This is a genomic window from Kitasatospora sp. MAP12-44 (assembly GCF_029892095.1).
Taxonomy (GTDB): domain Bacteria; phylum Actinomycetota; class Actinomycetes; order Streptomycetales; family Streptomycetaceae; genus Kitasatospora.
Map to the genome: position 1 here is coordinate 4,119,721 of NZ_JARZAE010000004.1, position 26,041 is coordinate 4,145,761.

The window sequence follows — 26,041 nt, forward strand, 5'->3', positions numbered from 1 at the left end:
AGGAACTCCCCCTGCGGGAGATTCAAGTCCTGTCACCGGACGCCCAGGTCGCCCGTCCTGCCGACTGACCCGAGTGGGCGGCGCCCTGGGTGCCTCCGGGTGGAAACAGCACGGCAGGGCCACCCCGAAGGGCGGCCCTGCCGGTGGGACGATGCGTCAGTGCAGGGCGAGCGAGACGCTCGTCAGGTTGCCCGAGTTGATCGGTGTGGGCGAGTCGCTCCAGGTGCCCGCGTTGGTGTAGATCTCGTGCACCGTGCTGTCGTTCTCGACAGCTTCGATGACACGGTCACCGGTCGGCCGGAACTTGAGCGACAGGCTCTTGATGCCGGCACCGGCACCGGGAACAACGGCGTCGTGCCAACCATCCGCCGCGGAGTAGACCTCATGCAGGACACCACCCTCGATCGCCTCGATCACCCGCCCACCCGACTTGTTGTACGAGAAGCTCAGGGCCGAAGCGTTCGGCGCGACACCCTGGATCGCATTGTCATGCCAACCATCCGCCGCGGAGTAGACCTCGTGCAGCACACCACCCTCGATCGCCTCGATCACCCGCCCACCCGACGGGCTGAACGAGAAGCTCATCGCCGAGACGTTCGGCGCGACACCCTGGATCGCATTGTCATGCCAACCATCCGCCGCGGAGTAGATCTCGTGCAGCACACCACCCTCGATCGCCTCGATCACCCGCCCACCCGACGGGCTGAGTGAGAAGCTCAGCGCGGTCGCATTCGCACCGGCACCCTGGATCGCGCCGTCGTGCCAACCGTCCGCCGCTGAGTAGACCTCATGCAGCACACCGTTCTCCACCGCCTCGATCACCCGCGCACCCGACGGGGTGTAGGTGAAGTCCAGCGTGCTCGCGGGGATCAGCTTGTTGCTGGCGGTGATGGCGTTGGTGTGCCAGCCCAGGTTGTCGTTGTAGATCTCCGTCAGCCGCCCGTTCTGCACCGTCTCGATCGTGCGGTTCAGCGGTAGCAAGACGCCCACCGGCACCTTCTCCGTCGTGGTCGACGAACGGCCGTGGTCATCGGTGACGGTCAGGGTCGCTGTGTACGTCCCCGGCCCCGGGTACGTGTGTGTGAACGGGTTCGGGGACAACGGCCCGGAGTTCACTGCCTTCGGCGAGCCGTCACCGAAGTCCAGCACAAACTTGGCAACGGGCCAAGGACTCGTCGCGCTCTCGCTGAACGTCTCCGTGGGCACTGACCAGTCGGTCTGCCATCCCCCGAAAGCGGCCGTGATGGGCCAGACCGGCTGGACAGTGAACCTGCTGGTGGCCGTCCGGGTGACCATACCGTCGGTGACGGTGAGCGAGAGGGTGTAGGTGCCGGGGCCCGGGTAGGTGTGCGTCACCACACCCGTCACCGACGACACCTTCGGACTTCCGTCCCCGAAGTCCAGCGTCCCAGTGACCGGCCCCCAGGCGCTGCCCACCCCCACCTGGACGGCCGCGTCCAGCGGATGCCCAACGGCATAGCTCAGTTGCGCCGAGACACTCGGCCCAAGCGGATCCTGGAACTCGACTGCCCCGCGGTCGTAGTAACCCACGCCGGTACCCGTGTTGGCGACCTGCGGGTCATCGACACGCGGGTTGCCGTAGAGATCGGTGGCCAGCTCGCCGGGCGCCGTGGCATCAGCCGAGTCAACCCACCCACCATTGCTCGAAGTGTTAGCGCTGGCGATGTCGTGGCTGCCCTGGCCGGTGGCAGCGGTAAAGGCGGCCGGCGACGTGTAAGTGGCATCGCCCCAGGCGTAGTTCACCTTGCCCGACACCTGGGACACGAGGTTGTAGTCCACCTTGGTTCCGCTGACCGAGGCAGCCGAGACCACCAGATCAGGCTGTCCGGCACACGTGGAGATGGGGGAGGTCGCGATGTTGTTCTCGATCGTGGAGTTCGCCGAGCTCCCGGCGATCACAAGAGCAGTCATGTTGCAACCCACGCCCAGCGTGTTGCTGGTCACCACGGTGCCTGGGGCATCGGTGACCGTGACGCCCGTACCTCCGGACAAGATCAGGTTGGTCGTGACGACCGCGCCGGTGACGCCGGCATCGACCGCGACGCCGGAGACGAGGGTGTCGTCCAGGATGTAGGCGGCGGCGCGGTAGAAGGTGTTGCGGCTGACCGTGGACGCCGTGGTCTTCCCGGTGAGCCGGATGCTCGGGACACCAGGAGTGCCCCCACCTCCGGCCGACCAAAGGGTGTTTCCGTCCATGGTGATCCGGTCGGAGCCCGAGACGAGGACCGCCTCCTGCGACGCCTGGAGGTTGAGGCCCGTCACCGTGACGTCGTGGACGCCGGAGAGCACGAATGCGTGCGGAATCGTCTGCGCATCAGGACTACTGGCGGGGACACCGATCATGCCAGAAGGACTCGCGACGTCCGGGCTGCCCCGGAAGGTGATGGGGTGGCCCGGAGTTCCGGAGTGGGTGACAGTGACCTGCTCCAGGTACGTGGTGTTCCGGGCGATCTGCACGGTCTGGCCGGGCTGCGCGGCGTTCGCCGCCGCCTGCACGGTACAGAACGGCTTCGCCTGCGTGCCCGTACCGGCGTCGGAGCAGCCCGAGGGTGAGGCGTTGTTGACGTAGAGCGTGGTCGGATCGGCCTGCGCGACAAACCCCGGCAACGCCGATCCGAGAATGGTGGAACTCACGATCGCCGCGGCAAGGCCGACATGACGACGTACTGGCACGATTGATCCCCCAAGAACGAGCAAGCGCTGGTGGTACCCCCAAAGCGGGAGGATGTCCGATCAACCAGCGCCGCGCAAGCCAGTATCCACAAGCCCCGCCCGCCCACCGCGCCCCGGGTACGGCAACGGCACGGCAGGGCCACCCCGAAGGGCGGCCCTGCCGGTGGGACGGTGCGTCAGCGCAGGCCGAGCGAGACGCTCGTGAGGAAACCCAAGTCGATCGGCGTGATCGAGTCACGCCAGGTGCCCGCGTTGGTGTAGATCTCGTGCGCCATGCTGTCGTTCTCGACGGCTTCGATGACACGGTCACCGGTCGGCCGGAACTTGAGCGACAGGCTCTTGATGCCGGCACCTGCGCCGGGAACAACGGCATCGTGCCACCCGTCCGCAGCCGAGTAGACCTCGTGCAGCACACCGTTCTCAACCGCCTCGATCACCCGCCCACCCGACGGACTGTACGAGAAGCTCAACGCGGTGGCATTCGGCGCGACACCCTGAATCGCACCGTCGTGCCACCCGTCCGGAGCCGAGTAGATCTCGTGCAGCACGCCACCCTCGATCGCCTCAATCACCCGCCCACCCGACGGACTGTACGAGAAGCTCAACGCGGTGGCATTCGGCGCGACACCCTGAATCGCACCGTCGTGCCACCCGTCCGGAGCCGAGTAGATCTCGTGCAGCACGCCACCCTCGATCGCCTCAATCACCCGCCCACCCGACGGACTGTACGAGAAGCTCAACGCGGTGGCGTTCGCACCGACACCCTGAATCGCAGTGTCGTGCCAACGGTCCGGAGCCGAGTAGATCTCGTGCAGCACGCCACCCTCGATCGCCTCAATCACCCGCCCACCCGACGGACTGAAGGAGAAGTCCATCGCGCTTACGGGCCCCGCCCCGAAGAACTGGCTGGAGCCGCTGCCTTGGTGCCAGCCCAGGCTGTCGCTGGAGGCCTCCATCAGCGACCCGTTGTACGCCGTCTCGATCGTGCGGTTCAGTGGCAGCAGAACGCCCACCCGCACGGGTTGTGACGTGGTCACCGACCGGCCGTGGTCGTCGGTGACGGTCAGCGTCGCCGTGTACGTCCCCAGCCCGGGGTACGTGTGCATGAAGGGAGCCGGGGCCAACGGCCCGGAGTTCTCCACCTTCGGCGAGCCGTCACCGAAGTCCACCACGAACTTGGTAACAGGCCAAGGACTCCCCACGGCCTCGGTGATCTGCTCACGGGGCACGGACCAGTCGGGCTGCCACGCCGAGACGGAGGCCGCGAGGGGCCAGAGCGGCTGGATGGTGACCGTTCCGGTGGCCGTCCGGGTGGCGGTACCGTCGGCGATGGTGAGCGAGAGGGTGTAGGTGCCGGGGCCCGGGTAGGTGTGCGTCAGCTGGGTCGAACCGGTCACCGACGTCGCCTTCGGGCTGCCGTCCCCGAAGTCCACCGTCCCGGTGACCGGCCCCCAGGAGGCGTTGTTCACCGCCACTTGGACGGCCGCGTCCAGCGGATGTCCGGTGGCCAGGGTCGGTTGCCCCGTGATGGTCGCCCACACCGGATCCTGGAGCTCGAATGCCCCGCGGTCGTAGTAACCCACGCCGGTACCGGTGTTGGCGACCAACGGGTCGTCGACCCGAGGGTTGCCGTACATGTCAGTGGCCAGTTCGCCGGGCGCCGTGGCATCGGCCGAGTCAATCGCTGCAGGAATGTTGGGGTACCGAGAAGCGCTGGCGATGTCGTGGCTGCCCTGGCCGGTCGCAGCGGCAAACGCGGCCGGCGACGTGTAAGTGGCGTCGGCCCATGCGTAGTTCACCTTGCCCGACGCCTGGGACACCAGGTTGTAGTCCACCCTGGTTCCGCTGACCGAGGCAGCCGAGACCACAAGATCGGGCTGGGCAGCACACTGGGAGGTACCGGCTACGGCAATGTTGTTCTCGATCGTGGAGTTCGCCGAGTTCCCGGCGAGCACGACCGAGGTACTGCAACTAGCATCGATCGTGTTGCTGGTCACCGCGGTGCCCGGGGCATCGGTGACCGTGACGCCCGCACCTCCGGACGAGATCAGGTTGGTCGTGACGACCGCACCGGTGACGCCGGCGTCGACCGCTACGCCGGAGACGCCCAGGTAGATGGTGTTGCGGCTGACCGTGGACGCCGTGGTCTTCCCGGTGAGCCGGATGCCCGGGGCGCTGGGAGTGACCCCGTACAAGAGCGAATCAAGGGTGTTTCCATTCACGATGATCCGGTCGGAGTCCGAGACGAGGACCGCCTCCTGCTGCGCCCGGAGCTCCAGATCCGTCACCGTGACGTCGTGCACGCCGGACAGCACGAAGGCGTGTGGCAGGGTCTGCGCATCGCCACTGTTGCCAAAGACACCGATCGTGCTCGTAGACGTCTTGTCGTAGGCGTACTGGCTGCCCTGGAAGGTGATCGGGTGGCCCGGAGTTCCAGAGTGGGTGACAGTGACCTGCTCCTGATAGTTGCCCGGGGCGATCTGCACGGTCTGACCGGGCTGCGCGGCGTTCGCCGCCGCCTGCACGGTACAGAACGGCCGCGCCTGCGTACCCGTACCACCGTCGGTGCAAGGCGTGGTGGGAGTGTTGTTGACGTAGAGCGTGGTCGGATCGGCCTGCACCACGAACGCCGGCAGCGCCGATCCGAGAATGGCGGAGCTGACGATCGCCGCGGCAAGGCCGACATGACGACGTACTGGCACGATTGATCCCCCAAGAACGAGAAAAGCACTGGTGGTACCCCCAAAGCGGAGGATGTCCGATCAACCAGCACCGCGCAAGCCAGTATCCACAAGCCCCGCCCGCCCACCGCGCCCCGGGTACGGGAACGGCACGGCAGGACCACCCACGAGGGGTGATCCTGCCGGCGTTACATACGTCAGCGCAGGGCGAGCGAGGCGCTCGTCGTGTTGGCCCCGGTGATCGGCGTGGGCGAATCGCGCCAGGTGCCACCGTCGGTATAGATCTCGTGCAGCGTGGTGCTCTCGATGGCTTCGATGACGCGGTCACCGGTCGGCCGGATCTTGAACGAGAGGCTCCTGATGTCGGTTCCGGCGCCAGGAATCGCGCTGTCGTGCCAGCCGTCCGGCGCCGAGTAGATCTCATGCAGCACACCACCCTCGCTGGCCTCGATCACCCGCCCGCCCGACGTGTTGTACGAGAAGCTCAGTGCCGAGACGTTCGGCGCGACACCCTGGATCGCGCTGTCGTGCCAACCGTCCGCCGCCGAGTAGACCTCATGCAGCACACCACCCTCGCTGGCCTCGATCACCCGCCCGCCCGACCTGTTGTACGAGAAGCTCAGCGCGGTGACGTTCGGCGCGGCACTCGGGATCACACCGTCGTGCCAACCGTCCGGCGCCGAGTAGATCTCATGCAGCACACCACTCTCGCTCACCTCGATCACCCGCCCACCCGACGAGTTGTAGGAGACGCTCAGCGCGGTGACGTTCGTGCCGGCACCCGGGATCGCACCGTCGTGCCAACCGTCCGCCGCCGAGTAGATCTCATGCAGCACACCACCCTCAATGGCCTCGATCACCCGCGCACCCGACTTGCTGTAGGTGAAGTCCAGCGCGCTCACGGGGGCCAGGTTGGGCGCGGTGATGTCATTGGCGTACCAGCCCGCACCGGTGCTGTAGACCTCCGTCAACTGCCCGAACTGCACCATCTCGATCATGCGATTCAGCGGCAGCAAGGCGTCCAGCCGCACGTCCTGCGACGAGGTCGCCGAACGCCCGTGGTCATCGGTGACGGTCAGCGTCGCCGTGTATTTCCCGGGCGCGGGGTACGCGTGCGTAAACGGGGCCGGGGACAACGGCCCGGAGTTCACCGCCTGCGGCGAGCCGTCGCCGAAGTCCAGCACGGACTTGGCAACCGGCCAAGGACTCGTCGCGCTCTCGCTGAACGTCGCCGTGGGCACCGACCAGCCGGTCTGCGATGCCGAAACAGCGGCCGTAATGGCCCCGACCGTGACCGTGTAGGTGGCCGTCCGGATGGCGGTGCCGTCAGTGACGGTGAGCAAGAGAGGGTAGGTGCCGGGGGCCGGGTAGGTGTGCGTCAGCGGGGCCGAACCGCTCGCCGGCGTCGCCTTCGGGCTTCCGTCCCCGAAGTCCAGTGTCCCGGTGACCGGCCCCCAGGCGTTGTTCACCGACACCAGGATGTCGGCGTCCAGCGGATGCCCAACGGCATGGCTCGGTTGCGCCCAGACAGTCGCCGAAACCGGATCCTGGAGCTCGGTTGCCCCCCGGTCGTAATAACCCACGCCGGTACCAGTATTGGGGACCTGCGGGTCATCAACCCGCGGGTGGCCATGCATGTCGGTGGCCAGTTCGCCGGGCGCCGTGGCATCGGCCGAGTCAACCGCTGCACCACTGGAAGGCTGAGCGGTGGCGATATCGTGGCTGCCCTGGCCGGTCGCAGCGGCAAACGCGGCCGGCGACGTGTAAGTCGCATCGCCCCATGCGTAGTTCACGCTGTTCAACGCCTTGGACACCAGGTTGTAGTCCACCTTGGTTCCGCTGACCGAGGCAGCCGAGACCGCCACATCGGGCTGCCCAGTACACGGGGAGCTGTTGGGTTCGGCGATGTTGTTCTCGATCGTGGAGTTCGCCGAGCTCCCGACGAGCGCGACAGCGGTGTTGCAACCCGCGACGACCGTGTTACTGGTCACCACGGTGCCCGGGGCATCGGTGACCGCGACGCCCACACCATCGGACACGATCTGGTTGGTCGTGACGACCGCGCCAGAGACGCCGGCGTCGATCACGACCCCGGCGCCGCCCATACCGATGGTGTTGCGGCTGACCGTGGACGCCGTGGTCTTCCCGGTGAGCCGGATGCCCGGGGTGCCGGGAGTGACCCCGGTTCCGGCACCTCGGAGGTAGTTTCCGTCCACGGTGATCCGGTCGGAGCCCGAGGCGAGGACCCCCTCCTGAGGCGCCTGGAGGTTCAGGCCCGTCACCGTGACGTCGTGCACGCCGGACAGCACGAACGCGTGCGGCATGGTCTGCGCGTTGGCACTGCCAGAGGGGGCACCGATCGTGCTCGAAGGATCCCTGAAGTTCGGGCCGCCCTGGAAGGTGATGGGGTTGCCCGGAGCTCCGGAGTGGGTGACGGTGACCTGCTCCGGATAGGTGGTGTTCGGGGCGATCTGCACGGTCTGGCCAGGCTGAGCGGCGTTCGCCGCCGCCTGCACGGTGCAGAACGGCTTCGCCTGCGTGCCCGTACCACCGTCGGAACACCCCGCGTCGTACGTGTTGTTGACGTACAGCGTGGTCGGATCGGCCTGCGCGACAAACGCCGGCAACGCCGATCCGAGAATGGTGGAACTCACGATCGCCGCGGCAAGGCCGACATGACGACGTACTGGCACGATTGATCCCCCAAGAACGAGCAAGCGCTGGCGGTACCCCGAATCGGGAGGATGTCCGATCAACCAGCACCGCACAACCCAGTATCCACAAGCCCCACCAGCCCACCGCGCCCTGGGTACCAGAACGGCCGAACACGGCAGTCGAATTGACGGGCCCTACCGGTCCAAATCAGGCGAATACGCTCCACCGCAGGTCAGGACAGGCGGTCAGCAGGAAGATCGGCCCGCCCGCGCGAGATGCCAGGGCGGCAGCCCGCGACGGCGTCGAGGAAACCAAGGGGCGCCTCCCGAATCCCCATGCTTATATGATCCTTTGATCTATCAGGTGCAAACTTTTGCCTGCACCTTACTTCTCTTTTCGATCCATGGGGGATTCACTTGAATATCCGTCGTACTCTCGCGACGGCCGTCATGGCTGCGGTACTCGCGCCCGCCGCCATGCTCTCCGTCACTCCCGCGTCGGCCGAGACCACCTCGCAGTCCCAAGGCGCGCCCACCATCGCGCAGTTGGAGAAGGCGGCCGCTGAGGCGAAGAAGTCGTACGACGACGCTGTTGCCACCGAGGCCGCCGCGAACAAGGCGCTGGATGCCTACCTCGCCGACCCCGCTCCGTTCAAGGAGAGGGCGGATTCTGCCGCAGCCGCCGCGAAGGTCGCCGCAGATGCGAAGGCCGCCGCGGACAAGGCGGTCAGCGACGCGAGCGCAGCATTCGACGCCGGCCAGGCCGGCATGACCGACGACCAGCGGGCAGCCGGACTGCGGGCGCTCGCGGTGCTCCGGGCCACCGCCAAGACGGCTGCGGACACCGACACCGCCGCCGCGGCCGCCGCCGGCGCCGCCAACGTGGCGGTCGAGGATGCGCGGGTCGCCGCCACCAGGAAGCTCTCCTTGCTGCAGGACGCGGTGAAGGTCGCGCTGGCCGCCAAGAACGCCGCGGACAAGGCGCTCGCCGACGCCAAGGCCGCCGCAGCCACGGCCACCCCCAGCCCGACGACGCAGAGCACCCCGACCAGCACCACGGTGGTGCCGGTGATCGCCGCGACCGGCACGTCCACGCCCGCACCCAAGCCCGCACCGAGCAGCACCGGCACGGCCGTTGACGCGTCGAACACCACCTCCAAGGCTCTCGCGTACACCGGCCTGTCCTCCACCACGCCGCTGCTCGGAGCCGCTGGCGCCGTGCTCGTGGCCACCGGCGCCGGTGCGCTGACGTTCGCCCGTCGCCGCAAGGCCGACCCTGCGGCCTGACCTCACCGCCGATCCCAACTGACCGTCAAGCCCCGTCAGTTGAGATAGGTGCACGGGGCGTCGCACATCGCCCCGTGCACCACCCCCCATGCATCACCCCCCAATGCGCGATCTTCGGCGCGAGCAGCACCTCTGCTCAGCATGCGGACGCGCGTTGACGCTCCGTTCGGAGCCCGGCTAACTTCGCCGACATGCAGCAGCACGCCGTCGCCCTGACAACTCGCGGTCACATCGACCTCCAGCGAGTCTGCTCTGCCGCCTGTCGCTCTTGCTGAGAGTCCACACCTCGCAGGAGTCCCACCCCATCTGACCGGCCTGCCCGGACCGCGCGCGGCGTCCTCGCCGCCGACCTGATCCGTCCGAGCAGCACTGACGGCAGGTCGTGGGTCGTGTGCGGCGCCACTCTCCTTTCACACAACCGCAGTTGACGCATCCCGTCGCCTCCGCACCCGCACCCGCACCCGGCGGGCAGCGGGCAGCGGGCGACCCGGTCGCGCACGCCGCCATCCACACATCTCGCCGACTCGCTTCGGCTTCGGCTTCGGCTTCGAGCTCACGAAGGACCACCATGCGAAAGAACACCTGGACCGCACGCACGCTGGCCGTGGCGACAACCGCAACCTTCGCGGCCGGCCTCCCGGCAGCCAGCGCCTCCGCGTCCACACCAGGCAACCCGCCGCTGCCGCCGATAACCGTCCTGACCGACAAGGCGGGGACCAGCGGCGGGGACATCTTCGTCTCGCCGTCCGCCCAGACGAGCCAGTACGCCAGCGGCGTGGAGATCCTCAGCCAGGACGGCAGGCAGACCGTCTGGTCGCACGCGGTGCCAGCCGGACAGGGGGCCGCCGACTTCCGGGAGCAGACCTACCAGGGCAAGCCGGTGCTGACCTGGTGGCAGGGCACCGGTCTGGGCGGGCTGTCCAGCGGCGTCGACTACATCTTCAACTCCCACTACCAGCAGATCGCCGAGGTCAAGGCCGGTAACGGGTACTCCGCCGACGGCCACGAGTTCCTGATCACGCCGCAGAACACCGCGCTCGTGCTCTCCTACGCCGAGGCCACCGCCGACCTCACCTCGATCGGCGGCCCGGCCGATCAGAAGGTGATCGACGGAATCGTGCAGGAGGTCGACATCCGCACCGGCAAGGTGCTCTTCGAGTGGAACAGCGCCGATCACGTGCCGTACGCGCAGAGCGAGCAACCGCTACCGGCCTCGGCGACCACGCCGTGGGACTGGTTCCACCTCAACGCCGTCAAGCTGGACACCGACGGGAGCCTGCTGCTGGACGCGCGGAACACCTGGACCACGTACCAGGTGTCGCGGCACACCGGCCGGATCCAGTGGCAACTCGGCGGCAAGGACAGCTCGTTCAAGCTGACGGCCGCCCCCGGCCAGGTGCTGGACAGCGCCGGGGAGATCTTCGCCTGGCAGCACGACCCGCAGCCGCTCGGCAACGGCCTCTACACCTTCTTCGACAACGAGTCCGCAGGTGCCGCCAACACGGGATCCGGCGCCGTCACCGAGCTGCCCTACAGCCGGGTGGTCACGGTGCGCCTGAACACCAGGACGCACGAGGCGACCCTGGTGCGTTCCACCGACCAGCCCGCGAACCTCAGCGCCTCGTCGCAGGGGAACGCGCAGACGCTGCGCAACGGCGACCAGGTCGTCGGCTGGGGATCGCTGCCCTACGTCTCCGAGTTCAACCGGTCCGGCGAGCTGCTGTTCAACGCCGAGTTCCCCGCCGGGGTGAACACCTACCGCGCCTACCGCTTCCCCTGGAAGTAGCCAACCCCAGTCGGCATCCGCCTCACCCGGCCGCCGCCTCACCCGAACTGTGCCTCAGCCAGCCTTCGCCCGGCTCCGGCACAGTTCGATCAACCGCTCCAAAGCAGGCACCGGTCGGCCGCTCTGGGCCGCCATGAGCGTGACGGCGACCAGGGCGTCGATCGCCAGGATCGGCTCGGTCCCCTCCGACTGCGGCGCCTGGAGTCCACCGAAGCCGTTCACCTCGTCCGCGAGCCCCTCCAGGCGCGGGTCGTCCCGCTCCCAACCGGCGGCCTGATCACAGGTCAGGTACAGCCGCTGGAAGGCGGGGTCCTCGAACAGCTCCCGCTTCTCCAGCGCCCACTGCGGTACCTGGTCGCGCGTACTGCGCCACCAGCAGGATCCAGGTGTCGCGCTCGGTGCGCACCGTCTCCGGGCTGGCTCCGATCTCCCGCAGCCGACCGAGCAGGGCCACGACCTCCTCCGGCAGGAACAGCCGGTCGCCGGAGGAGAGTTCGGCGATCCGACTCCGGCGCCTGCGCAGGTCCCTGATCTGCTCCTTCAGGTCGGCGTCGATCGCTGCGACCGCCCCGGCGAACCGCTCGGGCGAGGCACCCATCAGCTCCTCGATCCGCGCCAGCGGGACGCCGGCATCCGACAGGGTCCTGATCCGCACCAGCGTGACGAGCGCGTCGGCCCCATAGCGCCGGTACCCCGAGACGTCGCGCTCCGGCTCGGGCAGCAGGCCCCGCTGGTGGTAGTGGCGGATGGCCCGCACCGTCACTCCCAGATAGGTCGCGACCTGGCCGATCGTCAACAACTGTGCTCCCCCGGAACTGTGCGGAACCGCCCGCTTTGACCTTGACCCTGCGTCAGGGTCGGACGCTCTACCCATGAACACGACGACAACGCACCACCAGGCTACCGAGCCCGCCTCCGCCCGGCCCGTGGCGATCAGTGCGACCAGCTTGCGCAAGTCCTACGGCGACCACCTCGTGCTGGACGGCCTCGATCTGACCGTCGCCGCGGGTACGGTCTTCGCCTTGCTCGGTCCGAACGGAGCCGGCAAGACCACCACGGTGCAGATCCTCTCGACACTGATCGACGCCGACGGCGGCCAGGCGCAGGTGGTCGGCCACGATCTGGCGCGCGACCCCGGCGGGGTGCGGGCCTCGATCGGGGTCACCGGGCAGTTCTCGGCCGTCGACGGCCTGCTGACCGGCCGGGAGAACCTGATCCTGATGGCGGATCTGCACCACCTGGGACGGGCCGAAGGCCGCCGCCGCGCCGACGCGCTGCTGGAGCGCTTCGACCTGGTCGCGGCCGCGAAGAAGCCCATCTCGACTTACTCCGGCGGCATGCGGCGCCGACTCGACCTGGCGATGACCCTGATCGCCGACCCGGACCTGATCTTCCTCGACGAGCCGACCACCGGCCTGGACCCGCGCAGCCGCCGCGACCTGTGGGAGATCATCCGCGGGCTGGTCGCCGACGGGGTCGCGATCTTCCTGACCACGCAGTACCTGGAGGAGGCCGACCAACTCGCGGACCGGATCGCCGTGTTGGACCAGGGCCGGCTGGTGGCCGAAGGGACTGCGGCCGAACTCAAGCGCCTCATCCCCGGCGGCCACATCCGGCTGCGGTTCGCCGACGCGCCGCACCTGGAGGCGGCCGCCCGCGTCCTCGACGCGACCTCCCGCGACGACGACGCGCTGACCCTGCAACTCCCGAGCGACGGTGGCGTGTTGTCCCTGCAGTCCCTCCTCGACCGGCTCAGGAGCGAGGCCATCAGCGTCGAGGAGCTTTCCGTGCACACCCCGGACCTGGACGACGTCTTCCTCGCCCTGACCGGCAACCGCAGCAACCCCGCCACTGACAAGGAGATCTCCGCATGAGCGCCAAGACCTACGCCCTGACCGACACGGCCACGATGCTCCGGCGCAACCTGCGCCACACGTTGCGCTATCCCGCCATGACGACCGGGTCCGTCTTCGGCCCGGTGATCATGCTGCTGCTCTTCGTCGGAGTCCTCGGCAAGACGCTGGGCGCCGGGATCGCGGCGGCGGGCGGGCACCACGGGGGCGGCTACATCGACTACATCGCGCCCGGGATCATCATCACGGCGGTGGCGTCGGGCAGCATGGCCACCGCGGTGGCGGTCTGTGCGGACATGACCGAGGGCATCGTCGACCGGTTCCGCACCATGCCGATCGCCCGAGGCTCCATCCTGACCGCGCACGTCATCAACAGCATGATCACCACCGTGGTGAGCACGGCGTCGGTGATCGCCGCCGCGCTGGTCCTGGGCTTCCGGCCCACCGCCCATCTCGCCGCCTGGGCCGCCGCCGCCGGACTGCTCATGCTGCTGGCCTTCGCCCTGACCTGGCTCGCGGTGGCGATCGGGTTGGTCTCGGGCACGCCCGAGGCGGCCAGCAACAGCCCGCTGCCGATCATCTTCCTCCCGTTCATCGGTAGCGCCTTCGCCCCGGCCGGCTCGATGCCCCCCGGTGTCCGCCAGTTCGCCGAGTACCAGCCGTTCACCCCCGTCATCGAGACGATCCGAGGCCTGCTGACCGGCACCCCGATCGGCCACAACGCCGTCCTCGCCCTCGCCTGGTGCCTGGCCCTCGGCCTGACGGGCTACCTCTGCTCCCGCGCCGGCTTCCGCCACAACCGCGCCCACTAGCTAGGACAGGCCCTACAGGCGCCCTAGAAGTACCCCAACACTCACCCGCGAGACGATCGGACATGAAACCGAGACGGCAGGCCATTCTGCGTCTCGCTCACCCTCCCTAAGTTGGAGCCATCAGCCCGAAGGACACATCACAGGAACACAGGAGACTCCCATGCGCGCTGTCACCCAGAACTCGTTCGGCGGCCCCGAGGTACTGCAGGTCGTCGATGCCCCGCGCCCGGCGCCGCGCTCCGGCGAGGTGCTCGTCCGGGTGCACGCCAGTGCACTCAACCCGGTGGACGCGGCGGTCCGTTCGGGAGCCTTCCCGCTGCTGGGCGAGCCGCCGTTCAGCCTCGGCTGGGACATCTCCGGCGTGGTCGAGGAGGCCGGTCCGGGAGCCAGGTTCGCGGTCGGCGACGAGGTCTACGGGATGCCGTTCTTCCCGCGCGCCGCCGGCGGCTACGCCGAGTACGTCGCGACCCCGTCGCGCCAGGTGGCCCGCAAGCCCGCCTCGCTCGACCACGTGCACGCCGCCGCCCTGCCGCTCGCGGCGCTCACCGCCTGGCAGGGCCTGGTGGACGCGGCCCGACTCGCCGAGGGGCAGCGGGTGCTGATCCACCGTGCGGGCGGCGGCGTCGGCCACCTCGCCGTGCAGATCGCCAAGTCCCGTGGGGCGCACGTGATCGCGCTGGCGAGCGCGGGCAAGCACGAGTTCGTCCGCGGTCTCGGCGCCGACGAGGTGATCGACTACCGGACCACCGACTTCACCGAGGTCCTGCACGACCTCGACGTGGTCTTCGACTCCAACGCCGACGGCCGGCGCTCGCTCAGCGTGCTGCGGCCGGGCGGCGTGCTGGTCAGCATCCTGGAGCACGGCAACCCGGAGCTCGCGGCCGCCACCGAGGCGGCCGGACGGCGCTTCGCGGGCATCTCGGTCGAGCCGGACTACGCCTCGCTGGAGGCGATCACGGCGCTGGTCGAGGCCGGCCGGATCCGTCCGCACGTCACCGAGACGTTCCCGCTGGCCGAGGTCGCCAAGGCCCACGAGCTGCTCGGGACCGGCCGCACCCAGGGCAAGATCGTCCTGACGCTGTGAACCGGCGGCGAACACCGGCCGACGGCCGGTAGCGTGGGGGCAACGACCAGGAGGGAGCGGCAAATGGACGTGCTCACCGAGGCGTTGGGGTCGATGAGGACCGGCCGGCCGGCGTCGGTCCGCACCGACGGCCGGGCACCATGGGGCCTGCAACTGCCGCCGGTGGCGGGGGCCGGCTTCCATGTGGTGCTGCACGGCACCTGCTGGCTGATCCCGCTGGCGGACGCGGCGCCGCACCTGAAGCCGATCGCGCTGGGCCCCGGCGACGTGGTGTTCCTGCGGGACGGCCGCGGCCACATCCTGGCCGACGATCCCGCCTCGCCCGCCGCCGTCCCCACGCCCGAGCAGTACTGCCAGGACCTGCCGATCGGCTCGCTCTCGATCGGCGGCGACGGCCCGCGCACCACCCTGCTCTGCGGCAACTACCACCTCGACCAGGGCCGGCCGCACCCGCTGGTCCGCCAGCTGCCGGAGCTGATCCACCTGCCGGCCCGGCACGGCCGGCATCCCGAACTGGCCGCCGCCGTCCAGCTGCTGGGCTCCGAGCTGGACAATCCGCGGATCGGTTCGGGCGGCATCGTGCCGGCGCTGATCGACTCGCTGCTGCTCTACATCCTGCGCGCCTGGCTGGACGACCAGCCGGGCTCGGCGGCCGAAGGCTGGGCCGCCGCGCTCAGCGATCCGGCGGTCGCGCCGGCCCTGGCGGCCATCCACGACGACCCGTCGGCGCGCTGGACCGTCGAGTCGTTGGCCTCCCGGGCCGGCCTCTCCCGCGCCGCCTTCGCCCGCCGCTTCGCCGCGCTGGTCGGCGAGCCGCCGCTCTCCTACCTCAAGCGCTGGCGGATGACGACGGCCGCCAAACTGCTGCGGGAGGCCGACGTCCCGCTGAGCACCGTCGCCGCCCGGGCCGGCTACGGCTCGGAGTTCGCCTTCGGCAAAGCCTTCAAACGCGAGTACGGCCTGGCCCCGGGCAGCTACCGCCGCCAGGCCCAGGCAGCCTGAATCAGGGCTGCATCAGCGCTGAATCAGGACCGGGCGAGGGCGAACTCGACCTCCCGCTGCTCCGGAGCATCGGGGATGGCCACCAGCAGGCCGGTCCGCTGGAAGCCGGCCTTGGCGTAGAACGCCTGGGCCCGCGCGTTGCGCTCGTGCACAAAGAGCCGCACCCGCTCGATCCGCGGCTGCGGCAGCTCCCAGGACCACTCCACAGCGGCCTGGAAGAGCGCCTCGGCCAGTCCCGTCCCCCGCGCCTCGGGCCGTACGAACACCCCGACCACATGCGTCTGCGGTGCCTTCGGTTCGGGCCCGAAGAGGGCTTCGTCGCCGGGCTGTTCGACCCGCGCGGTGACCGTGCCGAGCCACCGCCCGGCCGCGTCCTGCCCGACGAACTGGCGCACGACGCGGCCCTCGGCCGCCCACGCGGTGCGCTCCTGCCAGAACGTGTCGGGCCGGATCACGGCCGCCTCGTATGTGTCCAGGAAGGCCAGGTGGGCGATCGGGTCGGCCAGCGCGGCCAGCCGGATCTCCTTGGCCGCCGGCCACTCCTCGGCACGCACGGGCCTGATGATGTAGGTCATCCATCGATCGTTTCATCCGATCAACCAGTGAGAAAAGGGATTTTCCACCGGCGACACAACGGCACAAAACGGGATATCCGGTGGCCGATCCACCACCCGCCTGGAACGATTTCAGACATGTCACGCACATTCGAGTACCTGGTCGCCGAGGCCGACTCCGTCTCCGTGGTCGGCTGGGACTTCTCCTGGCTGGACGGCCGGGCCACCGAGGAGCGCCCGTCCTGGGGCTACCAGCGCTTGATGGGCGAGCGCTGGGCGCGGGCGGCCGCCGCGCTGGACATCCAGACCGGTGGCGGCGAAGTCCTGGCCGGGGTGCCGACGGTGCCGCCCCTGGCGGTGGCCACCGAGTCCTGGCCGCCGAACCTCGCCAGGGCGACCGAGCTGCTGCACCCGCGCGGGGTCGTGGTGGTCGCCGACCAGGACGAGCCCCCGCTGCCCTTCGCCGACCAGGCCTTCGACCTGGTAACCAGCCGCCACCCGGTGACGGTGTGGTGGGAGGAGATCGCCCGGGTGCTTAAACCGGGCGGCAGCTACCTCTCCCAGCAGGTCGGCCCGGCCAGCGTCTTCGAACTCGTCGAGTTCTTCCTCGGCCCGCAGCCCGAGGAGGTCCGCCGCGGCCGCCACCCCGACGACGCCCGCCGGGCGGCCGAGGCGGCCGGTCTCGAGGTGGTCGACCTGCGCTCGGAGACACTGCGCACCGAGTTCCACGACATCGGCGCGGTGGTCTACTTCCTGCGCAAGGTGATCTGGATCGTCCCCGGCTTCACCGTCGCGCACTACCGCGAGCGGCTCCAGGAGCTGCACGACCTGATCGAGCGCGACGGGCCGTTCGTCGCGCAGACCGCGCGCTTCCTGATCGAGGCCCGCCGCACCTCCTGAGCCGGGGCTACGGCACCGAGAGTTCCGCCTCCCCCTCGGTGTCCACGTGCGGCATCAGCTTGTCCAGCCAACCGGGCACCCACCACGCGTGCCGTCCCAGCAGCGTCATCACCGCGGGCACCAGCAGCAGCCGGACCACCGTGGCGTCCACCAGCACGCTGACCGCCAGTCCCAGGCCCAGCATCTTGACCACGATGTTGTCGCTGAGGATGAAGGCCGCGAAGACGCTCACCATGATCAGCGCGGCGCAGGTGATCACCCGCGCGGTGATCTCCAGACCGTGCGCCACGCTGCCCTTGCTGTCCCCGGTGCGCTTCCACGCCTCGTGCACCCGGGAGAGCAGGAAGACCTCGTAGTCCATGCTCAGGCCGAAGACGATGGCGAACATCATCATCGGCACATAACTCTCGATCGGCACCGTGCCGGAGACCCCGAGCGCCGGACCGCCCCACCCCCACTGGAAGACCGCGACCACCACGCCGTACGAGGCGGCGATCGACAGCAGGTTGAGCACCGCCGCCTTGACGGCCACCAGCAGCCCGCGGAACACCATCAGGATGATCAGGAAGGCCAGCCCGACCACCACCGCGATAATCAACGGGAGCCGCTTGGAGATCAGCTCCAGGAAGTCGACCTGGGCGGCGGTCGTGCCGGTCAGATAGGTCGTGGCGGAGGTCCCGGCCACCGCCTTCGGCAGCACGTCGTTCTTCAGCCGATTGAACAGCTGCGTGGTCCCGGCGTCCTGCGGCACCACGGTGGACAGCGCGGTGGAGATCAGCACATTGCCGTTGCCGGTCGGCTGCGGCGGGCTGATGCTCGCCGCGCCGGGCACATTGGTCAGTGCGCTCTGCACGCTGGTCGCGAGCGCGGCGCGGTCCGCGGCGGGCACCGCGCTCTGGTCGACCACGATGGTCAGCGGACCGTTGGCGCCCGGTCCGAAGCCCGCCGAGATCAGGTCGAACGCGCGGCGGTCGGTGAAGCTGGTGGGGTCCGCGCCGTCGTCGATGTGACCGAGCCGGATCGAGAAGAGCGGAATCGCCAGGATCCCCACCACCAGCAGGCCGCCGACCAGGAACCACCAGGGCCGGCGCTCGACCCGCTGGGCGTAGCGGTGCCAACCGCCCTCGATCTCCGAGCCCGCCGCCGAGCCGCCCTCGGCGACCGGCGGACGGACCTGGAGGCGGTCGATCCGCCGGCCCACCAGCCCGAGCAGCGCCGGGACCAGGGTGAGCGCCCCGAGCACCGCGGTGATCACGGTGACCGCGGCGGCGACGCCCAGCTTGCCGATGAAGCTGACCCGCGAGACGTACAGCCCGGCCAGCGCGACGATCACCGTGCAGCCGGAGACCAGCACGGCCCGGCCACTGGTGGCCACCGCCCGGCCCGCCCCGGCGACCGGATCGGCGCCGTCGATGAGCTGCTGGCGGTGCCGGGTGATCAGGAAGAGCGCGTAGTCGATGCCCACGCCCAGGCCGATCATCGTCGCCAGGGTCGGCGAGACGGTGGCGAAGGTGGAGACGATGGCCAGCAGGCTCAGGCAACTCAGCCCGACGATCACGCTGATCAGCGCGCTGACCAGCGGCATCCCGGCGGCGATCACGCTGCCGAACCCGATCAGCAGCACCACGATCGCCACCGCGAAGCCGATCGCCTCGCTGACCAGGTCGGCCGCCTTGGGTCGGGCCAGCTCACCGAGCGGCCCGCCGTACTCGACCTGCACGCCGGCCGCCCGGATCGGCGCCACCGCGGCGTCGACCCCCTGCAGGTAGGACTGGCCGAACGAGGTCGGATTGCTCGCGAACCGGACGGTGATGTACGCGGTCTTCTGGTCGGCGGAGAGCGCGCCGGAGGACGGCAGCGGGTTCACCGCGCTCAGCACGTGCGGCAGCTGCTGCAGCGAGGCGACCGCCTGGTTCACCTGGCTCTGCACGGCCGTGAGCGGCCCCTGCGCGTCGTACATGACGACCTGCGCGCCGATTCCGCCGGCCTGCGGATCGTTCGCGCTGAGCACCTGGGCGCCTTGGTGCGACTGGGTGCCGGGCAGCGAGAAGTCGTCCGAGTAGGTCCCACCGAAGGTGTTCTGCAGGGCGTGCAGGCCCCCCAGCCCGACCAGCCAGATGACGATCACCACGACGAAGTGCCGAGCACACCACTCCCCCAACCTGCGCAGCACACCCTTGGTGACCGCCATCCGTCCTCCTCCGTTCCCTGGTCAGGCCCTGCGATCCGGTGGCACCCGCAGGCTCAGTCGGTCACCTGCCACTGCTGGGCGGCGGTGCCGTCGCAGCCCCAGATCTGCAACCTGTTCCCGTTGCTGCTGTCGCTGGCCGGCACGTCCAGGCAGCGCCCGGACGGCGGATTGACCAGGGTGCCGTCCGCCCGCGGCCACCACTGCTGCGCTCCGGTGCCGTTGCAGCTCCACAGCTGCACCTGGCTGCCGGCCGCGATCGCGCTGCTGCTGACGTCCAGGCACTTGCCCAGCGCCCGCAGCGAGCCGTCCGAGGCCGGCGTCCAGCTCTGCGCGGTGCTGGAGTTGCAGTCGAAGAGCTGCACGGGGGTGCCGTCGGCGACCGCGCTCGACCTGACGTCCAGGCACTTCCCGGCCAGGCCGGTGACCGGACCGGTGCTCGGGGTGGCCGGGCCGACGTCGAAGGACGGCGGCGCGTCCTGCGCGGCGTGCCCCCAGACCGGGTCGGGGTCGGCGGCCAGCGTGTACTCCAGCGTGCCGCCCTGCGTGACCAGCTGCTCGCCGGTCCACGGTTGCTGCGAGTCCGCGCCGTTGACCCGCAGCCCGTGCACGTACCGGACGGTCTGCGAGGCGCCCGGAGCGCTGATGTCGATGGACACCCCGTTGCCCCGGGTGATCGTGACGGCCGGGAAGAGCGGGCTGGCCAGCACCAGTTCGGCCCGGCCGGGGACCTGCGGGTACATGCCGAGCGCGGACCAGACCGCCCAGGAGGACAGCTCGCCGAGATCGTCGTTGCCGGGCTCGCCCTCGGGCGCGTCCGAGTACAGCGTGGTCAGCGCCTGCCGCACCACGTCCTGGGTGCGGTCGGGGCGACCCGCGTAGTCGTAGGTCCAGGGCGTGTTGATGGTGGGCTCGTTGCCCAGGTACGCGTTGGGCTCGCCCGGGCCGGCGTTGAACTGCTGGAAGAAGTCGTCCAAGCGGGTGGCCACCGGGCCGTCGCCGCCGATCGCGTCGAAGAGCCCGCGGTGGTTCCACGGGACCGCCCAGGTGTACTGCGCGCCGTTGCCCTCGGCGTACTGGTCCTGCTGGTCAGGGGTGAAGTCGGGCCAGCTGTGGTCGGAGTTGCGCGGCTGGATGTAGCGGTTGGTGGTGTTGAAGAGGTTGCGCCAGTTCGCCGAGCGGTGCAGGAAGGTGTCGTGCGTCGCGGTGTCGCCCAGCCGCCCGGCGACCTGCGACAGTGCGAAGTCGGCGCTGGCGTACTCCAGGGTGTCGGAGGCCGTCTCGTCCTCGTTCGCCGTCCCCACCGGGACGTAACCCTGCTCCTCGTAGGGCTCGAAGCCGCCGCGCTCGCGGGTGTCCCGGCTGCCCGCCACCGCGGTGCGCAGCAGGCCGGCGGCGTCGAAGTCGGTCGCGCCGAAGGCCTGGATGTCAGCGGCGATGATCGGCAGCGGATCGCCGATCATCACACCGGTGCCACCGTTGGCCAGGGTCCAGCGGTCGAAGTAGCCGCCCTGGGTGCCCTGGTTGAGGACCGACTGGGCGATGTCCGAGGCCTGCTGGGGAGCGAGCAGCGCGAGCAGTTGCACCTGCGAGCGGTAGACGTCCCAGCCCGAGAAGTCGGCGTACTGGGCGTGCCCGGGCGCGGCCGTGTGGACCACGCCGTCGAAGCCGGGGTACCGGCCGTCCACGTCGCTCAGCACGCTGGGGTGCAGCATCGAGTGGTAGAGCGCGCTGTAGAACATCCGCAGCTGCTGGGGCTCACCACCGGAGACCGCGATCCGGCCGAGCATCCCGTTCCAGGCGTCCCGGCTTGCCGCCTTGACCTGGTCGAAGCTGCTGCTGCCCTGCTCGGCGGTGAGGTTGGCCACCGCGTTGTCGGCGCTGACGAAGGAGATCCCGACCCGGGCGGTGACGGTGCGGCTGCTACTGGTGTCGAAGGAGACCAGCGCCTCCGCGCCCGAGGCAGCCTCGGCCAGCTCGGGGTGGACCGGCCGGGGCGCCCGGGTCTTACCCGGCGGCTGCGTTCCACCCAGGGTCTGGGGCCGACCGTCGACCGGCTTGACCGGCTGGGAGGCGACCCCGCCGCTCTGCCCCTCGGCGTGCTTGCGGGTGGTGTCCAGCGTGCCGCCGGTGACGATGCCGGCCTTGCTGAAGGGGTGGTCGAAGACGGCGGTGAAGTAGATCCGGTAGCGGTTGCCCATCCCGCAGAACCCACCGCTGTCGGTGTAGCCGGAGACCCGGTCGGTGCCGACCGTCACCGAGCCGGAGGCCGCGTTGAAACCCTTGCCCGCGTCGATGGTGAGCGAGGCGGTCTGCCCAGCCGGGTAGCTGAACCGGGCGATGCCCGAGCGCTGGGTGGCGGCCAACTCGGTGGTCAGCCCGTTGTCGAAGGTCACCGCGTACGAACCGGGGGACGCCGACTCGTGGGCGTGCGTGAAGGTGGAATGGCCGACCGGGGTGCTGCCGAGCATCGGCATGAAGGGGATGTTTCCGTAGTCCCCGCAGCCCGCGCCGGAGATGTGCGTGAGGCTGAACCCGCGGATCCGCTGGTCGCCGTAGACATACCCGCCGTGCTGGTAGTCGACGGTGTCCGGGCTCCACTGGACCATCCCCAGCGGCGCGCTGGCGCCGGGGAAGGTGTTGCCGGCCCCACCGCCGTCGCCGAAGTCGGGGGCGCTCTGCTTGGTCCCGACGAACGGATTGACGTACTGGGCCGGGTCGTTGACGGTGGTCCGGGCGGCGTGGCCACCAGGCGCCTGCACCGCCGTGGCGGGGGCGGCGACAGTGGCTGACAGCAAGGCGGAACAGGCCGCCAGGGCAATCGCAGCCATTCGCCGAGGGGTGACAATCTGACGGACACTCATATACTCATCGTGACGGCAGCGCCCATTCCGTCCGGCCATGACAGGCTCACAGTCCCCCGTTCGGCCGATCCGGCCTAGAGTGCTGCAGTGACCCGGCTGGGAGGGGACCGATCGTGGCGGACAGAGAAGCTGGCAGCAGCGAACCACGGAGCGCCGAGGCCCGGATGATCGCGGAGGCGCGGACCGCGTTCTTCGTGATGTTCGGTTTCCTCTGCCTGGTCTGGATCGTGCAGATCGCGAACTGGTCGGACGGCGGCACGCTGGTGCAGCGCTTCGGAATCCTGCCGCACCAGCCGAGCCGGCTGGCCGACGTGTTCACCGCGCCCTTCCTGCACCTGAACTGGCAGCACCTGGAGGGCAACTCCGGGCCGCTCTTCGTCTTCGGCTTCCTGGCGGCCTACCGGGGGGTCAAGAAGTTCCTCGCCCTGACCCTGCTGATCACCCTGACCAGCGGCTTCGCGGTCTGGGTCTTCGAGCGCGGGGACACCCTGACGGTCGGCGCCAGCGGCCTGATCTTCGGCTACTTCGGCTATGTGGTGCTGCGCGGCTTCTTCGACCGCCACCTGATCGACAGCCTGGTCGGACTGGTGATGGGCGCCTCGTTCGCCTACCTGGTCACCCTCGCCGTGCCGGGTACGCCGGGGATCAGCTGGCTCGGCCACCTCGGCGGGCTGTTCGGCGGGCTGCTGGGCGCCTGGATCTTCCGCGAGCGCCGTTCGCGCGACACCTCTTCCAGCCCGCGTACGAACCCGAACTTCCCGAAACGCGGCAATCTGCCGGCGGCCACCGGCTCGCGCGCCGACCTGCTGAAGGAGCTCGACGACCTGGGCCTGTGAACCGGCGCTCCGCCGACTCCGCAGGTATAGACCATTCCAGCACAGCCCGCTAGCGTGAGCCTCCCGTCCCCCCTGCTCCGGAGCCGCGCCGTGCAGTCGTCCGTCCTCGCCTTCGCAACCGACCTGATCGACGAGGGGGCGGACGGCTTCTTCGGGAACCTGACCGACCGGGCCGGCGTCGGCGGCGTCACGCTGGCCTCGGTCTACCACGAGGCCCGCGACGTCTTCCCGCACAACCCGCACCGGGTGATCCGCTACCTGGAGCCCGGCGCCGCGTACTTCCGCCCCGACCCGGCCCGCTGGGCCGGCCGCCGACTGGCCCCCACGCCCGCCGGCGCGATCGGCGAGCGCGACCCGTTCGCGGAGGCCGCCACCGAGACTCATCGGCGCGGACTCAAGCTGCACGCCTGGACCGTCTTCTGCCACAACGACCGGCTCGGCTTCCAGCACCCCGACTGCGCCCCCGCCAACGCCTTCGGCGACCGCCACCTCACCGAGCTCTGCCCGGCCAACCCGGAGGTCCGCGAGTACGCGCACACCCTGGTCGACGAGCTGGCCCGGTACGGCGTCGACGCGATCCGCGCCGAGTCGCTGCACTTCCACGGCCTGCGGCACGGCTACCACCACGAGCGCTACTTCGAGCAGCTCGGCGCGGCCGCCGAGGCACTGCTCGGAGTCTGCTTCTGCTCGCACTGCCGCGCCGCGGCCACCACCCGCGGCGTGCCGGCCGACGAGGTGCGCCGACTGGTCGCCGAGGAGATCCGCCGCCGACTGGCCGACGAGCGCGCCGCAGCCGAACCCGCCGCCCTGGACACCTTCGCGGACGGCACGCTGGCCGCGTACCTCGACGCCGGTACGGCCACCGTCACCTCGCTCACCGCCGAGCTGGCCGAGCGGGCCCGGCGGCACGGCATGCGGCTGACCTTCATGGACGGCGGCGGCCCGGGCACCGGCTGGCTCTCCGGCATCGACCTGCCGGCGCTCGCCGCCACCGGCGCGCAGATCGAGACGCTCGGCTACGCCAAGACCCCCGAGGCGGTCCGCGAGAAGGTCGCCGCCTTCGCCCTGCACGGCGTCCGGCCCACCGAGCTCGCGGTGATCCTGCGTCCGATGGCGCAGGACTGCGACGGTCCGGCCAACCTGGCCGCCAAGATCGACATGCTGCGCGAACTGGGTGTGCCGGAGGTCGAGTTCTACAACTACGGGCTGATGCGGCTCTCCTCGATGGATCGGATCGGCACGGCCCTGCGCGGCTGACCCCGCCCCGACCACCGAACGGTTTTCTCCCAAATGGGCTGATTACCCCACCAAACGGCTCGGCAGAGCGGCGCGGCACACCGGTACTTCGTCCACAGTTCGCGGCATCGACGCAGGTCGGACACCCGGATCCGAGCTTGTGACGCCACGCTTGCTGTGCCGCGCCCCGCCGGAACGGTAGGCTTTCCGTGTGATCTTCAAGCGCATCGGCAACGGGCGGCCGTACCCGGATCACGGCCGGACCAGCACCCGCCAGTGGGCGGACGTCGCCCCTCGCCCGGTGCGACTGGACCAGCTGGTGACCACCAAGGGCCAGTTGGACCTGGAAACACTCCTGGCCGAGGATTCGACCTTCTACGGGGACCTCTTCGCCCACGTGGTGAAGTGGCACGGAGACCTGTACCTGGAGGACGGGCTGCATCGCGCGGTGCGCGCCGCCCTGCAGCAGCGCCAGGTTCTGCACGCCCGCGTGCTCGAAATGGAATAAGCCGTTCTTTCCCGGTGGTCCGTCCTGAGGTCGGCCGCCGCGGACTGAGGGCGCATCACCCGTACGGGGTGATGGACGGGTCGTCAGTACACCCTTTCGAGTGTCCGTATGCGCCAAATGATGATCATTTATTACCTTCATGCCGCATATCGGACTAGGCTGCTGACCACGGCAGCGCCACGCTCCGGGTATCCGGATTCTCCGCCTCGGTGGCCTCACCCGTCGCCCGCCTCCGAGGCTGCCCTTCCACCAAGGGGAGACAGACTGTGAGCATGTTGACTCCCCAAGGCTTGAAGGGGAAGCAGTTCCGTATCACCGGCACCAGTTACCCACGGCTCGGCCCGCCGCCCCGGCGCGGTCGGCGGATCCTGATGCTCGTGGGCTCGCTGCTCGCGCTCTCGCTGATCGCCCTGGGTGGCGTGCAACTGGTCGACATCTTCACCGGTAAGGCCAAGCACGGCACCGCGCAGGCCTGCGCCTCCCACCAGCCCTCGGGCAAGCCGCTGGCCGCGCCGGTCGCCGTCTCCGGCTCACCTGCCGTCTCCGGCTCATCCGCGGCCTCAGCCTCGTCCTCGACCGCGTCCTCGGCCTCGACCTCGGCTGCACCTGTGGCAGGCGCCTCGCCGGCCGCCGCCGCTCCCTCGCTTCCGGTCGCCGCCGCGAGCGCGATCCCGCAGCCGCAGACCGTCACGGTGAACGTCTACAACGCCACCGACAAGGCCGGCCTGGCCGCCCGGACAGCCGACGAGCTCAAGAAGCGCGGCTTCACCGTCGGCAAGGTCGGCAACGCCCCCTCCGCCCTGGACAAGAAGGTGCCCGGCACCGCCGAACTGGTCGCCGGTCAGGCCGGGATCGGCGCGGCCACCCTGCTGGGCTCCCAGGTCACCGGCGCGGCCACCATGGCGGACGAGCGGACCGACGCCAGCGTGGACTTCGTGATCGGCGACGGCTACAGCGCCCTGCTGGACCCGAACGCCGCCGCCGCCGCGCTGGCCGCCGCGCTCAAGCCCACGCCGTCCGCCTCCCCGCTGCCCGGCAGCTGCTGAGCGAACGGCGAAGAGGGGGCCCCACCGCCGGTGGGGCCCCCTCTTACGTCTTCCCG

Annotated in this window: 19 protein-coding genes; 11 read left to right on the forward strand and 8 right to left on the reverse strand. The window is 69.9% G+C overall.

Features of this window, described 5'->3' with window-relative positions; translation table 11 throughout:
- Positions 1–156: 156 nt before the first annotated feature.
- The 3 genes from P3T34_RS19220 to P3T34_RS19230 all read right to left on the reverse strand — a co-directional run bounded on the left by P3T34_RS19220 (position 157) and on the right by P3T34_RS19230 (position 8,068).
- Positions 157–2,655: a PKD domain-containing protein gene (locus tag P3T34_RS19220; protein ID WP_280667264.1), complete on the reverse strand. Its 2,499-nt coding sequence runs from the start codon at positions 2,653–2,655 to the stop codon at positions 157–159.
- Between the two features lie 215 nt (positions 2,656–2,870).
- Positions 2,871–5,396, reverse strand: a complete 2,526-nt coding sequence (locus P3T34_RS19225) for a right-handed parallel beta-helix repeat-containing protein (protein WP_280667265.1) — start codon at positions 5,394–5,396, stop codon at positions 2,871–2,873.
- Between the two features lie 176 nt (positions 5,397–5,572).
- Positions 5,573–8,068 carry a PKD domain-containing protein gene (locus P3T34_RS19230; protein WP_280667266.1) on the reverse strand — a complete coding sequence of 832 codons (2,496 nt, stop codon included), beginning with the start codon at positions 8,066–8,068 and terminating at the stop codon, positions 5,573–5,575.
- Positions 8,069–8,479: 411 nt separating this feature from the next.
- Between P3T34_RS19230 and P3T34_RS19235 the strand changes: the two genes are divergently transcribed.
- Both P3T34_RS19235 and P3T34_RS19240 read left to right on the forward strand, forming a co-directional pair.
- The gene (locus tag P3T34_RS19235) at positions 8,480–9,316 is read left to right on the forward strand and encodes an LAETG motif-containing sortase-dependent surface protein (RefSeq protein WP_280667267.1); all 837 of its coding nucleotides are present in this window, start codon (positions 8,480–8,482) and stop codon (positions 9,314–9,316) included.
- 568 nt (positions 9,317–9,884) lie between these two features.
- Positions 9,885–11,102: an arylsulfotransferase family protein gene (locus P3T34_RS19240; RefSeq protein ID WP_280667268.1), complete on the forward strand. Its 1,218-nt coding sequence runs from the start codon at positions 9,885–9,887 to the stop codon at positions 11,100–11,102.
- Positions 11,103–11,156: 54 nt separating this feature from the next.
- On the opposite strand, the gene P3T34_RS19245 is transcribed toward P3T34_RS19240, so the two are convergent.
- Both P3T34_RS19245 and P3T34_RS19250 read right to left on the reverse strand, forming a co-directional pair.
- Complete coding sequence (locus P3T34_RS19245; RefSeq protein ID WP_280667269.1) at positions 11,157–11,324, reverse strand: hypothetical protein; 168 nt, start codon at positions 11,322–11,324, stop codon at positions 11,157–11,159.
- 55 nt (positions 11,325–11,379) lie between these two features.
- Positions 11,380–11,898, reverse strand: a complete 519-nt coding sequence (locus tag P3T34_RS19250) for a MerR family transcriptional regulator (RefSeq protein WP_280667270.1) — start codon at positions 11,896–11,898, stop codon at positions 11,380–11,382.
- A gap of 76 nt (positions 11,899–11,974) precedes the next feature.
- Here P3T34_RS19250 and P3T34_RS19255 point away from each other — a divergent pair, with 76 nt between their 5' ends.
- The 4 genes from P3T34_RS19255 (at position 11,975) to P3T34_RS19270 (ending at position 15,853) form a co-directional block, all read left to right on the forward strand.
- Positions 11,975–12,976: an ATP-binding cassette domain-containing protein gene (locus tag P3T34_RS19255; RefSeq protein WP_280667271.1), complete on the forward strand. Its 1,002-nt coding sequence runs from the start codon at positions 11,975–11,977 to the stop codon at positions 12,974–12,976.
- Positions 12,973–13,767 (forward strand): ABC transporter permease, encoded by a 795-nt coding sequence (locus tag P3T34_RS19260; RefSeq protein WP_280667272.1) that lies wholly within the window; start codon positions 12,973–12,975, stop codon positions 13,765–13,767. Before P3T34_RS19255 ends, P3T34_RS19260 begins: the two co-directional genes overlap by 4 nt.
- A gap of 160 nt (positions 13,768–13,927) precedes the next feature.
- Complete coding sequence (locus P3T34_RS19265) at positions 13,928–14,851, forward strand: NADP-dependent oxidoreductase (RefSeq protein ID WP_280667273.1); 924 nt, start codon at positions 13,928–13,930, stop codon at positions 14,849–14,851.
- A gap of 63 nt (positions 14,852–14,914) precedes the next feature.
- Entirely contained in the window at positions 14,915–15,853 is a 939-nt protein-coding gene (locus P3T34_RS19270) for an AraC family transcriptional regulator (protein WP_280667274.1), read from the forward strand.
- A 23-nt stretch (positions 15,854–15,876) separates the two neighbouring features.
- Here the strand turns inward: P3T34_RS19270 and P3T34_RS19275 are convergent, their stop codons facing one another.
- The gene (locus tag P3T34_RS19275; RefSeq protein WP_280667275.1) at positions 15,877–16,428 is read right to left on the reverse strand and encodes a GNAT family N-acetyltransferase; all 552 of its coding nucleotides are present in this window, start codon (positions 16,426–16,428) and stop codon (positions 15,877–15,879) included.
- A 117-nt stretch (positions 16,429–16,545) separates the two neighbouring features.
- Here P3T34_RS19275 and P3T34_RS19280 point away from each other — a divergent pair, with 117 nt between their 5' ends.
- The gene (locus P3T34_RS19280; RefSeq protein WP_280667276.1) at positions 16,546–17,307 is read left to right on the forward strand and encodes a class I SAM-dependent methyltransferase; all 762 of its coding nucleotides are present in this window, start codon (positions 16,546–16,548) and stop codon (positions 17,305–17,307) included.
- Between the two features lie 7 nt (positions 17,308–17,314).
- Here the strand turns inward: P3T34_RS19280 and P3T34_RS19285 are convergent, their stop codons facing one another.
- Both P3T34_RS19285 and P3T34_RS19290 read right to left on the reverse strand, forming a co-directional pair.
- The gene (locus P3T34_RS19285) at positions 17,315–19,498 is read right to left on the reverse strand and encodes an MMPL family transporter (protein ID WP_280667277.1); all 2,184 of its coding nucleotides are present in this window, start codon (positions 19,496–19,498) and stop codon (positions 17,315–17,317) included.
- A 53-nt stretch (positions 19,499–19,551) separates the two neighbouring features.
- Positions 19,552–22,326, reverse strand: coding sequence for a lectin (locus P3T34_RS19290; protein WP_280667278.1), 2,775 nt, complete (start codon positions 22,324–22,326; stop codon positions 19,552–19,554).
- Between the two features lie 146 nt (positions 22,327–22,472).
- Between P3T34_RS19290 and P3T34_RS19295 the strand changes: the two genes are divergently transcribed.
- From P3T34_RS19295 to P3T34_RS19310, 4 genes are all read left to right on the forward strand, one after another.
- Positions 22,473–23,195: a rhomboid family intramembrane serine protease gene (locus tag P3T34_RS19295; RefSeq protein WP_280667279.1), complete on the forward strand. Its 723-nt coding sequence runs from the start codon at positions 22,473–22,475 to the stop codon at positions 23,193–23,195.
- A gap of 90 nt (positions 23,196–23,285) precedes the next feature.
- Positions 23,286–24,452, forward strand: coding sequence for a hypothetical protein (locus P3T34_RS19300; RefSeq protein WP_280667280.1), 1,167 nt, complete (start codon positions 23,286–23,288; stop codon positions 24,450–24,452).
- Between the two features lie 190 nt (positions 24,453–24,642).
- A complete protein-coding gene (locus tag P3T34_RS19305) occupies positions 24,643–24,939 on the forward strand; it encodes a type II toxin-antitoxin system VapB family antitoxin (RefSeq protein WP_030061387.1) in 297 nt (98 codons plus the stop codon).
- Between the two features lie 272 nt (positions 24,940–25,211).
- Entirely contained in the window at positions 25,212–25,985 is a 774-nt protein-coding gene (locus tag P3T34_RS19310; protein ID WP_280667281.1) for a LytR C-terminal domain-containing protein, read from the forward strand.
- The last annotated feature ends 56 nt before the right edge of the window (positions 25,986–26,041 follow it).

Excerpts from the sequence above, each read along its gene's own strand:
- P3T34_RS19290 (WP_280667278.1), bottom strand. The coding sequence starts at position 22,326 with ATGGCTGCGATTGCCCTGGCGGCCTGTTCCGCCTTGCTGTCAGCCACT.
- P3T34_RS19280 (WP_280667276.1), top strand. The coding sequence starts at position 16,546 with ATGTCACGCACATTCGAGTACCTGGTCGCCGAGGCCGACTCCGTCTCC.
- P3T34_RS19260 (WP_280667272.1), top strand. The coding sequence starts at position 12,973 with ATGAGCGCCAAGACCTACGCCCTGACCGACACGGCCACGATGCTCCGG.
- P3T34_RS19270 (WP_280667274.1), top strand. The coding sequence starts at position 14,915 with ATGGACGTGCTCACCGAGGCGTTGGGGTCGATGAGGACCGGCCGGCCG.
- P3T34_RS19240 (WP_280667268.1), top strand. The coding sequence starts at position 9,885 with ATGCGAAAGAACACCTGGACCGCACGCACGCTGGCCGTGGCGACAACC.
- P3T34_RS19255 (WP_280667271.1), top strand. The coding sequence starts at position 11,975 with ATGAACACGACGACAACGCACCACCAGGCTACCGAGCCCGCCTCCGCC.
- P3T34_RS19265 (WP_280667273.1), top strand. The coding sequence starts at position 13,928 with ATGCGCGCTGTCACCCAGAACTCGTTCGGCGGCCCCGAGGTACTGCAG.
- P3T34_RS19310 (WP_280667281.1), top strand. The coding sequence starts at position 25,212 with ATGTTGACTCCCCAAGGCTTGAAGGGGAAGCAGTTCCGTATCACCGGC.
- P3T34_RS19285 (WP_280667277.1), bottom strand. The coding sequence starts at position 19,498 with ATGGCGGTCACCAAGGGTGTGCTGCGCAGGTTGGGGGAGTGGTGTGCT.
- P3T34_RS19275 (WP_280667275.1), bottom strand. The coding sequence starts at position 16,428 with ATGACCTACATCATCAGGCCCGTGCGTGCCGAGGAGTGGCCGGCGGCC.
- P3T34_RS19235 (WP_280667267.1), top strand. The coding sequence starts at position 8,480 with ATGGCTGCGGTACTCGCGCCCGCCGCCATGCTCTCCGTCACTCCCGCG.